A 13,993-nucleotide genomic window follows, 5' to 3' on the forward strand; every position below is an offset into this window, starting at 1 on the left:
TGACGAGCGGCCGCAAAACGCCCCGTATCGCCACGGATGCTCACATCGGCGCGAGCTGATCCAGCCGGCGCAGGATGACCCCCTCGCGCAACGCCCACGGGCAGATGTCCAGCGACCGCACGTCGAGCCGGCGCATCACCGCCTCGGCCACCACCGCCCCGGCCAGCAGCTGGTGCGCCCGCCCGACGCTCACCCCCTCCAGCTCGGACAGGTGGCGCGGCGGGATGTGCCGGACGAAGCCGAGCACCTGCCGCAGGCCGTCCCGGGTCAGGCTGCGCCGGACCCGCAGCCCGGCACCGGACGGGGCCGCCCCGGCCAGCCGGGCCAGCATGCGGAACGTCTTCGAGGTGGCCACGGGGCGTTCCCAGCCGCTCTCGGCCATCTTCTCCGCCACCGGGTCGAGCAGCCCGTCGACGTACTCCCGGAGCTCCTCCACGGCCTCGGCGGACGGCGGGGCCGCGCTGCCGGGGTCGACCCGGAGCCGGTCGCGGGTCAGCCGGCCCGCGCCGAGCGGGAGGGACACCGCGACGTCCGGGTCCTCGTCGATGCCGGCGGCGATCTCCAGCGAGCCGCCGCCGATGTCCAGCGCCAGCAGCCGCCCGGCCGACCAGCCGAACCACCGCCGCACCGCGAGGAACGTCATCCGCGCCTCGTCCGCACCGGCGAGCACCGCCAGGCGTACGCCGGTCTCGTCGCGCACCCGGGCCAGCACCTCCGGCGCGTTGGTGGCCTCGCGCACGGCGGAGGTGGCGAACGCGATCAGGTCGGCCGCGCCCAGCCCCGTCGCCGCCGTGCGGGCCATCCCGACCGCCTTGACCAGCCCGTCGGCGCCCTCTTCGGTCAGCGCGCCGTCCGGCCCGATCTGCTCGGCCAGCCGGAGCACCACCTTCTCCGAGTGCGCGGGCCACGGGTGCGCGCCGTGGCGGGCGTCGACCACCAGCAGGTGCACCGTGTTGGAACCGACGTCGAGGACACCCAGTCGCATGCTGAAGACAGTAGGGCCTGGCCGGTTCGTCGGCTCGCCGGTGGGACCGGGAGACCGGGCGTACGCTGGGCCGGGTGACGAGCCAGATCGAGATCCAGGTCCTGGTCGACGACCCCGACGACCCGCGCAGCCGGGAGGTCGGGCTGGACTTCCCCCGGGAGTGGATCGAGTTCGTCGACCCGGCCGACGCCACGCACGTGGTCCGCGCCGACCTGACCTGGCTGCTGTCCCGCTGGACGTGCGTGTTCGGCAAGGGCTGTCACGGCATCGTCGCCGGCCGGGCCGCCGACGGCTGCTGCTCGCACGGCGCGTTCTTCACCGACTCGGACGACGAGAAGCGGGTCCGCGCGGCGGTCAAGCGGCTCACCCCGGGGACCTGGCAGCACTTCCGGCGCGGGTTCAAGAACTGGACCTCCAACGACACCATCGACGGCAAGAGCCCGGCCCGGCGCACCGCCACCCGCGACGTCGACGCCCCGTGCGTGTTCCTCAACGACGCAGACTTCCCGGCCGGCGGCGGCTGCGCGCTGCACGCCCAGGCGCTGCGCGACGGGGTGCACCCGCTGGAGTACAAGCCGGACGTCTGCTGGCAGCTCCCCGTCCGCCGGGACCAGGAGTGGCACAAGCGCCCGGACAACACCAAGGTGCTGGTCTCCACCCTGGCCGAGTTCGACCGCCGGGGCTGGGGCGCGGGCGGGCACGACCTGGACTGGTGGTGCACCTCGTCGACGGACGCGCACGTCGGCGCCGAGTCGATGTACGTCTCGTACGGCCCGGAGCTGACCGCGCTGATCGGCGCGCCCGCGTACGCGAAGCTCGCCGAGCTGTGCGCGGCCCGGCTCCGCCAGGGCCAGGTCGCCCCGCACCCGGCCAGCGGCTGAGGCCCTTCGGCGGTCAACCGGCCGGGAGCGGCGCTTCCGCCGGGCGGCGGCCGACCGGGCCGACCGCACGTCGGGCCCCACGGTGGGGGCCCGGCCCGGTCACGGCTCGAACTTGTAGCCCAGGCCGCGGACGGTGACGATGAACCGCGGCGCGGACGGCTCCGGCTCGATCTTCGAGCGCAGCCGCTTCACGTGCACGTCCAGGGTCTTGGTGTCGCCGACGTAGTCGGCCCCCCAGACCCGGTCGATGAGCTGCCCCCGGGTCAGCACCCGGCCGGCGTTGCGCAGCAGCAGCTCCAGCAGCTCGAACTCCTTGAGCGGGAGTTGCACGCTGCCCCCGTCCACGGTGACCACGTGCCGCTCGATGTCCATCCGCACCGGGCCGGCGGCCAGGGTCGGCGTGCCCGGGTCGGTCGCCTCCTGGCTCTGCCGGCGCAGCACCGCCCGGATACGGGCGACCAGCTCCCGGGGCGAGTACGGCTTCGTGACGTAGTCGTCGGCCCCGATCTCCAGGCCGACCACCTTGTCGATCTCGCTGTCCCGCGCCGTGACCATGATGATCGGCACGTGCGAGCGCTGGCGGAGTTGCCGACACACCTCGGTGCCGGACATCTCGGGCAGCATCAGGTCGAGCAGCACGATGTCGGCGCCGGTCCGGTCGAACTCGGTGAGGGCAGCCGGGCCGGTGGCCGCGACCGAGACCTCGAAGCCTTCCTTGCGGAGCATGTACGACAGGGCGTCGGAGAACGACTCCTCGTCCTCGACCACCAGAACGCGGCTCAACGGGTTTGTCCTTTCATCGCGGTCAGGCCTGCCGGAGCTCGGCCGGGCCGCCCTCGATCCCACCGGACGGCGTTGTCGGCAGGAGGTCGTCCGGTGGACGGGCGGGCAGCCGGAGGGTGAACGTCGACCCACCCCCCAGAGTGCTCGACACCTCGACCCGGCCGCCATGGTTGCTGACGATGTGTTTGACGATGGCCAGGCCCAGCCCGGTGCCGCCGGTGGCCCGGGACCGGGCCTGGTCGGCGCGGTAGAACCGTTCGAAGACCCGCTCGACGTCGGTCGGCGCGATCCCGATCCCCTGGTCGGCGACGGAGATCGCGACGTGTCGGCCGTCGGCCCGGGCGGTGACCCGGACAGTGGTGTCCTCGCCCGAGTAGTTGATGGCGTTCTCGACCAGGTTGGCCACGGCGGTGGCGATCTGGGAGTCGCTGCCGTACACGGTCAGCCCGCCCTCCCCCTCGGTGACCACCTCGACGCGGTGGGCGGCGGCGCTGGTGCGGGTGCGGTCGAGGACCTCGGCGACCACCCAGTCCACCGCGACCGGCTCGGGCGCGGGCTGCGGCTCGGCCCCCTGGAGCCGGGTCAGCTCCAGCAGTTCCTGCACCAGCCGGCCCAGCCGGGTCGACTCGTGCTGGATGCGCTCGGCGAACCGGCGGGCGGCGACCAGGTCCTCGGGGAGGTCGAGGGCCGCCGAGCCGGCCGGCTCGGTGGCGTCCAGCAGCGCCTCGGCGAGCAGTTGCAGCGCCCCGATCGGGGTCTTCAGCTCATGGCTGACGTTGGCCACGAAGTCCCGGCGGACCTGGGCCAGCCGGTGTGACTCGGTGACGTCGGCCGCCTCGACCGCCACGTGCCCGCCGCCGATCGCCATCGCCCGCAGGTGCACGCCGAGCGGGCCCGGGCCGGCGTACTCGCGGCCACGCGGCAGGTCCAGCTCGATCTCGCGCCGCGCGCCCGTGCGGCGCACCTGCCCGGCCAGCGTACGGATCAGCGGGTGGGCGGCGATCGTGCCGGGGGTGGCCCCGGTGCGCAGCAGCCCCATCGCCCGGGCCGCCGGGTTGACCAGGACCGGCACGTCGTCGGTGTCGAGCACCACGACGCCGGCGCGCAGCGAGTCCACCGTCCGGCGGCCGAGGCTGGAGAGGCCGGTCTGCTGCTCGTCGGCCATCCCGGGCCTCCCCCTGGTCCGGAGCAGGCGGCCGAGCCCGCTGCTCCCGGCGGCCGGGCCGCGGCGGCGCCACGCCCCCACGAGCCGGGGCAGCAGCGCCCCGATGGCCAGCCCGGCCACCAGTGCCACGACCACCGCCGCCGTCACCGCCCATTCCACCCGGCGATCGTAGGGTCATTGTTCACCGGGGGATCACCATAAATGGGATGAAGCGCCCTCGCTTCCAGCAATGTTCACTCCTCGGTCCCGTGCCGTTCACCGGCGTTCACCTCCGGGTATCTCCCCCGACCTACGGTGGTCGCGCACCTGCTCGACCCCTGCGCCGACGCCCGGCCGACCGGGCCGGCGACCACCGACCACAGGACGTGATGATGCGCGACGAGTTCCGGGCCGACCTCCAGATCGTCAGCCAGTTGCTGGTGGACATGGCGGAGGCCATCCGCGCCGCCATGCGCCAGGCCACCCGCGCCCTGCTCACCGCCGACCGGCAGGCGGCCGAGACCGTCATCGAGCGGGACGCCGAGATCGACGACCTCTACCGACACGTCGAGGAGCGGGTCTGCGACCTGCTCGCCCGGCAGGCACCCGTCGCCTCCGACCTGCGGGCCATGATCACCGCCCTGCACGTCGCCGCCGACCTGGAACGCATGGGCGACCTGGCCGACCACGTGGCGAAGACCGCGCTGCGCCGGCACCCGTCCCCCGCCGTCCCGGCGGAGCTGCGGACGGTCTTCACCGACATGGCGCTGATCGCCGACCGGATGGCCGAGAAGATCGGCAAGGTGCTGGCCAAGCCCGACGCCGACCTCGCCGCCGAGCTGGACCGCGACGACGACACGATGGACGACCTGCACAAGAGCCTGTTCGCGGTGCTGCTCGGCGACGACTGGCCGTACGGGGTGGAGACGGCGATCGACGCCACCCTGCTGGGCCGCTTCTACGAGCGGTTCGCCGACCACGCGGTCAACGCCGGCGAGCGCGTCGTCTACCTGATCACCGGGGAGCCCGCCGCGTCGGCCGAATGAGCGGGTGAGCCGGGTCGGAAGGGGCCCCTGCCGCACGCGAGGCGTCGGCAGGGGCCCCTTCCGGCGTCGTCAGCGGCCCTGGTTGGCGACCGCGGCGGCAGCGGCCTTGGCGGCGGCCGGGTCGAGGTACGTCCCGCCCAGGGTGAGCGGGCGCAGCTGCGGGTCCAGGTCGTAGCGCAGCGGGATGCCGGTCGGGATGTTCAGCTTGGCGATCGCGGAGTCACTGATCTGGTCGAGGTGCTTGACCAGGGCGCGCAGCGAGTTACCGTGCGCGGCCACCAGCACCGTCCGGCCGGCCAGGATGTCCGGCACGATCGAGTCGTACCAGTACGGCAGCATCCGGTCGACGACGTCCTTGAGGCACTCGGTGCGCGGCATCAGCTCGGTCGGCAGCAGCGCGTACCGGGGGTCGCCGACCTGCGACCACTCGTCGTCGTCGGCGATCGGCGGCGGCGGGGTGTCGTACGACCGGCGCCAGAGCATGAACTGCTCCTCGCCGTACTCGTCCAGGGTCTGCTTCTTGTCCTTGCCCTGCAACGCGCCGTAGTGACGCTCGTTGAGCCGCCACGACCGGCGCACCGCGATCCAGTGCCGGTCGGCGGCGCTCAGCGCCAGCTCGGCGGTGCGGATCGCCCGGCGCAGCAAGCTGGTGTGCACCACGTCCGGCAGCAGGCCGTGCTCGCGCAGCAGCTCGCCGCCGCGCCGCGCCTCGACCTCACCCTTGGCGGTCAGGTCGACGTCGACCCAGCCGGTGAAGAGGTTCTTCGCGTTCCAGTCGCTCTCGCCGTGCCGCAGCAGGACCAGCGTCCCGATGGTGGGCCCTTCGCTCGCAGTCATGCCGATCATCCTGCCGTACGCCTGCGACGGACACGCGGGGACCGGCGGTGACGACCACCACGTGGAAAAGCTGGTGACCGGCGATCATGGCCGGGACTAGGTTGTAAGGCGCTTTGAATAGATCGGTCATTACTGAGGCGGGGGCGCGAGCGTGCGGACGATGCGGGGCTGGTTCCGGGACACCACCGGCGGGCTGCCGAGGACCTTCTGGTATCTGTGGACCGGCACGCTGATCAACCGGCTCGGCTCGTTCGTCCTGATCTTCCTGGCCATCTACCTCACCCAGGAGCGCGGCTTCGACGAGCTCGCGGCCGGCCTGGTGCTCAGCCTCTGGGGCGTCGGCGGCGCGGTCGGCACCACGCTGGGCGGGACGCTCGCCGACCGGTGGGGCCGGCGACCGACGCTGCTCGCCTCCCACCTCGGCGCGGCGAGCATGATGCTCGCCCTCGGCTTCGCCCGGGAACTCTGGGCGGTCGCCGTCGGCGCGCTGCTGCTCGGCCTGTTCGCCGAGGCGGCCCGGCCGGCGTTCGGCGCCATGATGATCGACGTCGTACCGGAGCGGGACCGGCTGCGCGCGTTCTCGCTCAACTACTGGGCGATCAACCTCGGCTTCGCCAGCGCCGCGATCCTCGCCGGGCTCGCCGCCGAGGCCAGCTACCTGCTGCTGTTCGTGATCGACGCGATCACCACCCTGACCACCGCCGTGATCATCTTCGTCAAGGTGCGGGAGACCCGGGTCCCGGCCGTCGCCGTCGCGCTCGCCGCCGGGGCGCCCCGCCCCCGGGGCGCGCTGCGCACCATCGGAACCGACCGGGTGTACCTGGGCTTCGTCGCGCTCAACCTGCTCGGCGCGCTGGTCTTCCTCCAGCACATCTCGATGCTGCCGATCGCCATGGGCGACGACGGCCTGAGCCCGTCCACCTACGGCACCGTGATCGCGCTCAACGGGGTGCTGATCGTGGCCGGGCAGCTCTTCGTCCCCCGGCTGATCCGGGGGCGCAGCCGCTCGCACGTGCTCGCCCTGGCCTCCGTGGTGATGGGGGTCGGCTTCGGGCTCACCGCGTTCGCGGACGTCGCCTGGTTCTACGCGCTGACCGTGCTGGTCTGGACCGTCGGCGAGATGCTCAACTCGCCGTCCAACTCCACCCTGATCGCCGAGCTCTCCCCCGCCGACCTGCGCGGCCGGTACCAGGGGGTGTTCTCGCTGTCCTGGCAGCTCGCCGGGGCCGCCGCCCCGCTGCTCGGCGGCCTGGTCCGGCAGCAGGCCGGCAACGGCGCGCTCTGGCTGGGCTGCGCGGCGATCGGCGCGGTGATGGCGGTCGCCCACCTGGTCTCCGGTCCGGCCCGGGAGCGGCGGGCCGTCGCGCTGCGCCCGTCGGCCACGCCGGTCGAGCCGGTCACCGTCGTCCGGCCCCCGGCGCCACAGGCGGCCGAGGCCGCGGCCATCGCGCCCGCCGAGCCGGTCGGGTCCGCCACCGACGGGTACGCCCCGGAGCCCGACCGGGACCGCCAGGCCGCCCCGGCCCGGTGACCAGGGACACGCTGGCGCACCCGGCCCCGACTTTCCTACGGTCGACGCCGGAATTGTCGACAAGACCTACCGGGAGGTCGGGTGCATCCCCTGCGGCGCTGGTGGCATGACTCCGCAGGCGGTCTCCCCGCCACGTTCTGGTACCTCTGGGCGGGCCTGCTGATCAACCGGGCCGGCGCGTTCGCCATGCTCTTCCTGCCGCTGTACCTGGCCGAGGCGCGCGGGGCGAGCACCTCGCTGGCCGGCGCGGTGGTCGGGGCCTACGGGGCCGGCGGCGCGATCGGCGTGCTGCTCGGCGGGGTGCTGGCCGACCGGTGGGGGCGGCGGGCCACCCTGCTCGCCGCGCACCTGGCCACCGCCGGGCTGATGGTCGGGCTGGCCTTCAGCCGGCACCTGGCCGCCATCGCCGCGCTGGCCGCCCTGGTCGGGGTGGTGCACTCCATGGCCAGCCCGGCCTTCGTCGCCGCGATCGTCGACGTGGTGCCCGAGCACCGCCGCTCCCGCGCGTTCAACCTCCAGTTCTGGGCGTTCAACCTGGGTATGGCCGTGGCCTCGCTGCTGGCCGGCCTGCTCGCCGAGGCGAGCTTCCTGGCGCTGTTCCTGGTCGACGCGGCGGCCACCCTGACCGCCGCCGTCGTGATCGGGTGGAAGGTCCCCGAGACCCTCACCCGCACCCGGGCAGCGGGGTCCCCGGACGACCACCGGGCCACCCGGACGGGAGGCGACCGCAGGCCGCGCCGGCCCGGGCTGCACACCGCGCTCACCGACCGGACGTTCCTGGTCTTCGTCGGGCTCACCTTCGTGCTGGCCGTGCTCACCATGCAGACCTCGACGATCATGCCGCTGGCGATGCGCGCGGACGGTCTCGGGCCATCGGCGTACGGAACGGTGGTGGCGCTCGGCGGCACCCTGATCGTGCTCGGTCAGCTCTTCGTGCCCCGGCTGGTCGACCGGCACCGAAAGGGCGTCGTCCTCGCCGCGTCGACCACGCTGCTCGCCCTCGGCTTCGGCGCCCTGGCCTTCGCCGGGACGCTGCCGGCGTACCTGGCCGCCGCGGTGGTCTGGACGGTCGGCTCGATGCTCGCCGCCCCGCCGAACGCGCAGATCAACGCCGACCTCGCCCCGCCCGAGCTACGCGCCCGCTACCAGTCGGTGTTCTACCTGGCCTTCCCGGCGGCGTCGTTCGTCGCCCCGGCCCTGGGCGGGCTCAGCCTCCAGCACCTCGGCGACGGGCACTGGCTGATCGTCGGCGCGCTGGGCCTGCTGGCCGCCGGGGGCCACCTCCTGGCCGGCCCGCCCCGGGAACGCCATGTGGCCACCCTGCAACAAACCAAACACCCTCTCCCAAACCGGACACCAACCCCTGCCTCGCCCCGTTGATCAAGAGGTTTACGTCTGCGGGGCCCCCGCCGCATGCGCTGTTTCATGATCGTCTGTCGTTGAGCGGCAGTGGGTCCGGCGTGTCGCGTCGGTATTCAGCAGACGATCATGCGACACCGGCCACGCGGGTCTGGGGCGGGCTGGGGAGAGGGGCGGCCGGTTGGGCTCATGGAACGCGCAAAGCGTCCACCTCGACCCTGGGTCGTGGTGGACGCTCGCAACGTGCCCGGCGGCGGCGGGCGACACTCACCCCCGTAAGCGTCGCCCGCTCGCGCCGCCGGATCCCCCGGATGGCACCGTCCCCCAACGGTGTGACCCATCCGTTCCCCTGCGCCTCGCCCGTGCACGGATCTGATCGATCCGCCGCTCCCCCGAACGTTTCCGAGCGTGGCGCGGTGCAATAAAGCTAGTTCGCCCAGATTGCGGATTCAACCCAGATCGGTTGTCTCGCCGGTCACAGCACCATCGTCCGGAACCGGGACCCCGCCCTCTGCGGCCTCGCCTTGAGCCAACAGGGTCTACCCGCCGGGCATTCCCGCAAACCCTCAGGCGTCCGCCCGATCGGGCGACTCCGTGCGGAAGAAGTTGCTCTGCCGGCCGTCGCGCAACTGCTCCTGGTAGATGAGGTTCAGCCTGCGTACGTCGAACGTGTTGAACCACTCGTCCCAGGTGATCTCGCGCATCCGGCTGCTCTCCCGGTAGCCCGGCATGTTGAACGTCAGCACCCCGGCCCGGCCCTCCCGCTCGGTCCCGGCGATCGTGGCCGGCCGCGCGCCGCGCTCCTGCGCCCAGCGGCGGATCACGTCGTGGTCGGTGGTGACCAGGCTGCGCCCCGGGCGCTCCGGCCGGTCCTGAAGCGACGTGATGACCTGCGAGGACCGCACCGAGCGGGACGTGGAACTCCCGGTCCGGACCCCCGACCGCTGCCGGTTCGCGGCACCCTGGCGAGCCGGAGCCGGCCGGGTGCCGGCCGCCGTGGCCGTCTTGCGGGCCGGGGCCGCCTTCGCCCGCGCCGGAGCTGCCTTCGCCGGCGACCCCGTGGCCTTCGCCCGCGCCGGAGCCGCCTTCCGGGCCGGAGCCGCCTTCGCCCGGGCCGGAGCCGCCTTCGCCCGCGACCCCGTGGCCTTCGCCCGCGCCGGAGCCGCCTTCCGGGCCGGAGCCGCCTTCGCCCGGGCCGGAGCTGCCTTCGCCCGGGCCGGAGCCGCCTTCGCCCGCGACCCCGTGGCCTTCGCCCGGGCCGGGGCCGCCTTGCGGGCACCCCCGGTCGCCTTGCGCGCGCCGGCTGCGGCCTTCGTGCCGCGGGCCCGGCCCGCCGGCCCGGTGCTGCCCCGTGCCGCGCCGCCGGAGCGGCCCTCGGCGCGCAGCGTGCGGGCCAGGGTCTTCACCAGTTCCGGCTTGCGCAGGGCGGAGATCCCGGAGACGCCGCGGCGACGCAACTGGCCACGGATGTCGTCTGCCCTCATCCGGGAGATCTCCGACTCGGAGACCCCCGGGGTGTTCGGGGTCTGGTTGCCCGCCTGCTGCTTCGTCCTGGTCGCAGTCCCGCCGCGACCTGAGCTGTTTCGCTGAGCCATGGGACGCTCACGCTCCTCGACAGTCCGTCCTCGGCGCGCGGTCGGTCCCAGTGCCGCACCGCGCGGTGCGGCATACCCCTCAGGACGGCTCCGAACCCCCCGCCGACGACGGCTCGAAGAGGTGCGCGAACGCGGCCAGGTTGGCGGTCGACTCGCCGCGCTTGACCCGCCACTCCCACTCCCGCCGGATGGCGGCGCCGAAGCCGATCTCCAGCATCGTGTCGAAGGACTCGTCGGCGTACGTCAGCACCGCGCCGAGCAGCCGGTCCAGCTCGGCCTCGTCGAGCCCTCCGAGGTTGACCCGGCCGGTCAGGTAGACGTCGCCGGCCGCGTCGATGGAGAAGGACACCCCGTACATCCGGGCGTTGCGCTGCAACAGCCACGACCACAGCTCCTCGCGCCGCTCGTCCGGCTGGCGCATCACGAACGCCTCGATCCGCAGCGCGTGCTCGCCGACGATGAGGTTGCAGACCGTCTTGAGCTTGTGGGTGCCGGGGAGGGTGACCGCGTACGACGCCTCGCCGGTGGACTCGGCGACCAGCTCCCGCTCGGCGCACACCGACTCGATCAGGGCGGCGACTTCGCTCTTCGCGCTGCTCATCCGCCCCACTCTACGGCCGCCCCGTCCCGCCCACCGGACGGTCGCCGCCGGCCAGGGGAGCACCGGAGGTCTCGTGAACAGGCCCCCGTCTCACCACGAGCAGCTCAGGGCGGGGTCGCTGGCGAGCTGGGCGGCCAGCCGGCCGCGCTGCTCGGCGATCGTCTCGCCGTACACGTTGAGCAGGTGGGAGACCGTCCGGTCCCAGGAGAAGTTGCGGGCGTGCCGCTCGGCGCCCCGGCCCAGGGTGGCCCGGCCCACCCGGTCGGGCAACAGGCGGGCCAGCGCGCGGGCCCAGTCGACCGGGTCGTGGCCGTCGATCAGCACCCCGCTGACCTGGTCCCGGACGGCGGTGACCAGGCCGCCCACGGCGGCGGCCAGCACCGGCGTGCCGCACGCCTGGGCCTCCAGGGCGACCAGCCCGAACGACTCGTTGTGCGAAGGCACCGCGACCAGGTCGGCGGCCCGGTACACAGCCGGCAGGTCGTCGCCCGTGCACGGCGGCAGGAAGCGCAGCCGGTCGGCGATCCCCAGCGAGCCGGCCAGCTCGATCAGGGCGGTCGGCCGGTCCAGCCCGCTGCCGCTGGGGCCGCCGACGATCACCACGGTCAGCTCGTCGGCGAGCAGCGGGTCGCGTTCACGCAGCGCGGCGGCGGCACGGATCAGCACGTCGGGGGCCTTCAGCGGCTGGATCCGACCGACGAAGGCCACCACGTACCCCTCGGCGGGCAGGCCCAGCCGGCGGCGGGCGGCGAGCGTCGCGGCGTGCCGGTCCCCGGCGGCGGGGCGGAAGCGGCCCAGGTCGACGCCGGGCTCGACCACCGCGACCCGGGCCGGGGCGGCGGCGTACCGGTGGAGCAGGTCGCGGGCCTCGACCTCGGTGTTGGCGACCAGCCGGTCGGCCTCGGCGACCACCTGCTCCTCGCCGATCACCCGGGCCTTCGGCTCGGGCCGGTCCCCCGCCGCGAGCTGCGCGTTCTTCACCTTGGCCAGGGTGTGCGCGGTGTGCACCAGCGGCACCCCCCAGCGCTCCTTGGCCAGCCAGCCGACCTGCCCGGAGAGCCAGTAGTGGGAGTGGATGAGGTCGTAGTGGCCCGGTGGGCGGGCCGCCTCGGCCCGCAACACCCCGGCCGTGAACGCGCAGAGCTGGCCGGGCAGTTCCTCTTTGGTCAGCCCTGCGAGGGGGCCGGCGGTGATGTGCCGGACGTGCACGCCGGGTGCCATCTCCACCAGCGGCGGCAGGTCGCCGGAGGTGGCCCGGGTGAAGATCTCCACCTCGACGCCGGCCTCGGCCAGCCGCCGGGCGACCTCCAGGATGTACACGTTCATCCCGCCCGCGTCGCCCGTGCCGGGCTGGTGCAGGGGTGAGGTGTGCACCGACAGGGTGGCGATACGCCGGGGCCACGGCCGGGCACCTCGCTGACGACCGATACCGGTGTGCAATTCCGCCACGTCCGCTCCCTCTGTCACGGTTTGATGCCGTCCCGCACGACCGGCGCTTCTCGGTCAACCTGCGCGCCGGGTGTCATCTTCCCCATCGGACATGGGAAATGCGTCCCGGCGACCCCCGGGCGTGACGGACCTCATCGGCGTGCGCGCCCCCCAGCCGGCCCGGAACCCGGCCGCCCGGGCGAGAATGGCCGGATGACCTCTGTCGCGATCGTCACCGGGGCGTCCAGCGGGATCGGCGCGGCCACCGCCCGCCGGCTGGCCGCCGAGGGATTCCACGTGCTCGCCGCCGCCCGCCGCACCGACCGGCTCGCCGAGCTGGTCGCAGGAATCGAGGCGGCCGGCGGGACGGCCACCGCAGTGGAGTGCGACGTCACCTCGCAGGAGTCGGTCGCCGGCCTGGCCGAGGCCGCCGCGGCGGCTCCCGGCCCGGTCACCCTCCTGGTCAACAACGCCGGGGGCGCACGCGGGCTGGACCCGGTGGAGTCCGGCTCGGTGGACGACTGGCAGTGGATGTACGACGTGAACGTGCTCGGCACCCTGCGGGTCACCCAGGCGCTGCTGCCGGCGCTGGAGGCGTCCGGCGCCGGCACCATCGTGGTCGTCTCCTCCACCGCCGGTTTCGTCGTGTACGAGGGCGGGGGCGGCTACTCCGCCGCGAAGCACGCGCAGACGGCGATCGCCGGCACGCTGCGGCTGGAGCTGTGCGGCCGGCCGGTCCGGATCATCGAGATCGACCCGGGGATGGTGCGGACCGACGAGTTCGGGCTGGTCCGCTTCGACGGCGACGCCGGCCGGGCGGAGGCGGTCTACGCCGGGGTGGCCGAGCCGCTGGTCGCCGACGACGTCGCCGACTGCATCGCCTGGTGCGCGACCCGCCCGCAGCACGTGAACATCGACCGGCTGGTGGTCCGCCCGCTGGCCCAGGCCGCCCAGCACAAGGTGCATCGGACGAACCCGTGAGGCACCCGGAGTGATCCGGTCGCGCGGCCGGGGGCGGCTCTGATGCGCCCCCGGGGCGTGGTCACCCGGGGCACGACGAACCCCAACCGGCTGCGCCGGGTGGACAACTGGATCGTCGAGACCTGCGGCGGCCCGCTCCGGGCGGCGCCGGACCCGCTGGTGGTCGACCTCGGCTACGGCGCCACGCCGGTCACCGCCGTGGAGCTGCGCGCCCGGCTGGCCGCCGGGGTCCGCGCCGACGTGCGGGTGGTCGGGCTGGAGATCGATCCGGTACGCGTCGCCGCCGCCCGCCCCGCCGCCGACCCGCCGGGGCTCACCTTCGCCCGGGGCGGCTTCGAGCTGGCCGGGCTGCGGCCCGCTCTGGTCCGGGCGTTCAACGTGCTCCGCCAGTACGACGAGGGCGAGGTCGCCGACGCCTGGCGGACGGTCACCGACCGGCTGGCCCCGGGCGGGGCGCTGGTCGAGGGCACCTGCGACGAGCTGGGCCGGCTCGGCGGCTGGGTGCTGGTCGACGCCGCCGGCCCGCGCACACTCACCCTGGCCGCCAAGCTCACCACGCTGGGCAGCCCCGCCGAGCTGGCCGAGCGGCTGCCGAAGGCGCTGATCCACCGCAACGTGCCGGGCGAACGCATCCACGCCCTGCTCCGCGACCTGGACGACGCCTGGCGGGCCGCCGCCCCGTACGCCCCCTTCGGCCCCCGCCAGCGCTGGCTGCACGCGATCGCGGCGACCCGCGCCTCGGGCTGGCCGATCGAGCACCGCCCCCGCCGCTGGCGCCTCGGCGAACTGACCGTCCCCTGGCCCGCCATCACCCCCGCCTGA

13 protein-coding genes are annotated in these 13,993 nt (G+C 74.2%); 6 read left to right on the top strand and 7 right to left on the bottom strand.

Annotated elements, in window-relative coordinates; genetic code table 11:
* Window positions 1-40: 40 nt before the first annotated feature.
* Window positions 41-985 (bottom strand): Ppx/GppA phosphatase family protein, encoded by a 945-nt coding sequence (locus GVV04_RS08210; protein WP_161686148.1) that lies wholly within the window; start codon window positions 983-985, stop codon window positions 41-43.
* Between the two features lie 74 nt (window positions 986-1,059).
* Here GVV04_RS08210 and GVV04_RS08215 point away from each other — a divergent pair, with 74 nt between their 5' ends.
* On the top strand, window positions 1,060-1,866 hold the full coding sequence (locus GVV04_RS08215) for a hypothetical protein (protein WP_161686150.1): 807 nt from the start codon (window positions 1,060-1,062) through the stop codon (window positions 1,864-1,866).
* Between the two features lie 99 nt (window positions 1,867-1,965).
* Here GVV04_RS08215 and GVV04_RS08220 read toward each other — a convergent pair whose 3' ends face one another.
* Together GVV04_RS08220 and GVV04_RS08225 are read right to left on the bottom strand one after the other, a co-directional pair.
* On the bottom strand, window positions 1,966-2,649 hold the full coding sequence (locus GVV04_RS08220) for a response regulator transcription factor (RefSeq protein WP_161686152.1): 684 nt from the start codon (window positions 2,647-2,649) through the stop codon (window positions 1,966-1,968).
* Window positions 2,650-2,671: 22 nt separating this feature from the next.
* A complete protein-coding gene (locus GVV04_RS08225; RefSeq protein ID WP_328822269.1) occupies window positions 2,672-3,973 on the bottom strand; it encodes a sensor histidine kinase in 1,302 nt (433 codons plus the stop codon).
* 212 nt (window positions 3,974-4,185) lie between these two features.
* Between GVV04_RS08225 and phoU the strand changes: the two genes are divergently transcribed.
* Complete coding sequence (gene phoU / locus GVV04_RS08230) at window positions 4,186-4,839, top strand: phosphate signaling complex protein PhoU (protein ID WP_161686154.1); 654 nt, start codon at window positions 4,186-4,188, stop codon at window positions 4,837-4,839.
* A 69-nt stretch (window positions 4,840-4,908) separates the two neighbouring features.
* On the opposite strand, the gene GVV04_RS08235 is transcribed toward phoU, so the two are convergent.
* Complete coding sequence (locus GVV04_RS08235; protein WP_161686156.1) at window positions 4,909-5,676, bottom strand: phosphoglyceromutase; 768 nt, start codon at window positions 5,674-5,676, stop codon at window positions 4,909-4,911.
* Between the two features lie 151 nt (window positions 5,677-5,827).
* Between GVV04_RS08235 and GVV04_RS08240 the strand changes: the two genes are divergently transcribed.
* Both GVV04_RS08240 and GVV04_RS08245 read left to right on the top strand, forming a co-directional pair.
* Window positions 5,828-7,207 (top strand): MDR family MFS transporter, encoded by a 1,380-nt coding sequence (locus tag GVV04_RS08240; protein ID WP_161686158.1) that lies wholly within the window; start codon window positions 5,828-5,830, stop codon window positions 7,205-7,207.
* An 81-nt stretch (window positions 7,208-7,288) separates the two neighbouring features.
* Entirely contained in the window at window positions 7,289-8,587 is a 1,299-nt protein-coding gene (locus GVV04_RS08245) for an MFS transporter (protein ID WP_161686159.1), read from the top strand.
* Window positions 8,588-9,132: 545 nt separating this feature from the next.
* Here GVV04_RS08245 and GVV04_RS08250 read toward each other — a convergent pair.
* The 3 genes from GVV04_RS08250 to mshA all read right to left on the bottom strand — a co-directional run bounded on the left by GVV04_RS08250 (window position 9,133) and on the right by mshA (window position 12,211).
* The gene (locus GVV04_RS08250; protein WP_161686161.1) at window positions 9,133-10,161 is read right to left on the bottom strand and encodes a hypothetical protein; all 1,029 of its coding nucleotides are present in this window, start codon (window positions 10,159-10,161) and stop codon (window positions 9,133-9,135) included.
* A 79-nt stretch (window positions 10,162-10,240) separates the two neighbouring features.
* Window positions 10,241-10,762 carry a type III secretion system chaperone family protein gene (locus tag GVV04_RS08255; protein ID WP_161686163.1) on the bottom strand — a complete coding sequence of 174 codons (522 nt, stop codon included), beginning with the start codon at window positions 10,760-10,762 and terminating at the stop codon, window positions 10,241-10,243.
* Window positions 10,763-10,852: 90 nt separating this feature from the next.
* On the bottom strand, window positions 10,853-12,211 hold the full coding sequence (mshA, locus tag GVV04_RS08260) for a D-inositol-3-phosphate glycosyltransferase (RefSeq protein ID WP_161686165.1): 1,359 nt from the start codon (window positions 12,209-12,211) through the stop codon (window positions 10,853-10,855).
* 192 nt (window positions 12,212-12,403) lie between these two features.
* Between mshA and GVV04_RS08265 the strand changes: the two genes are divergently transcribed.
* Both GVV04_RS08265 and GVV04_RS08270 read left to right on the top strand, forming a co-directional pair.
* The gene (locus GVV04_RS08265; protein ID WP_161686167.1) at window positions 12,404-13,171 is read left to right on the top strand and encodes an SDR family oxidoreductase; all 768 of its coding nucleotides are present in this window, start codon (window positions 12,404-12,406) and stop codon (window positions 13,169-13,171) included.
* A gap of 42 nt (window positions 13,172-13,213) precedes the next feature.
* The gene (locus GVV04_RS08270) at window positions 13,214-13,993 is read left to right on the top strand and encodes a class I SAM-dependent methyltransferase (protein WP_201753005.1); all 780 of its coding nucleotides are present in this window, start codon (window positions 13,214-13,216) and stop codon (window positions 13,991-13,993) included.

It is taken from the genome of Micromonospora rubida (genome assembly GCF_009908295.1).
GTDB classification, from domain to species: domain Bacteria; phylum Actinomycetota; class Actinomycetes; order Mycobacteriales; family Micromonosporaceae; genus Micromonospora; species Micromonospora rubida.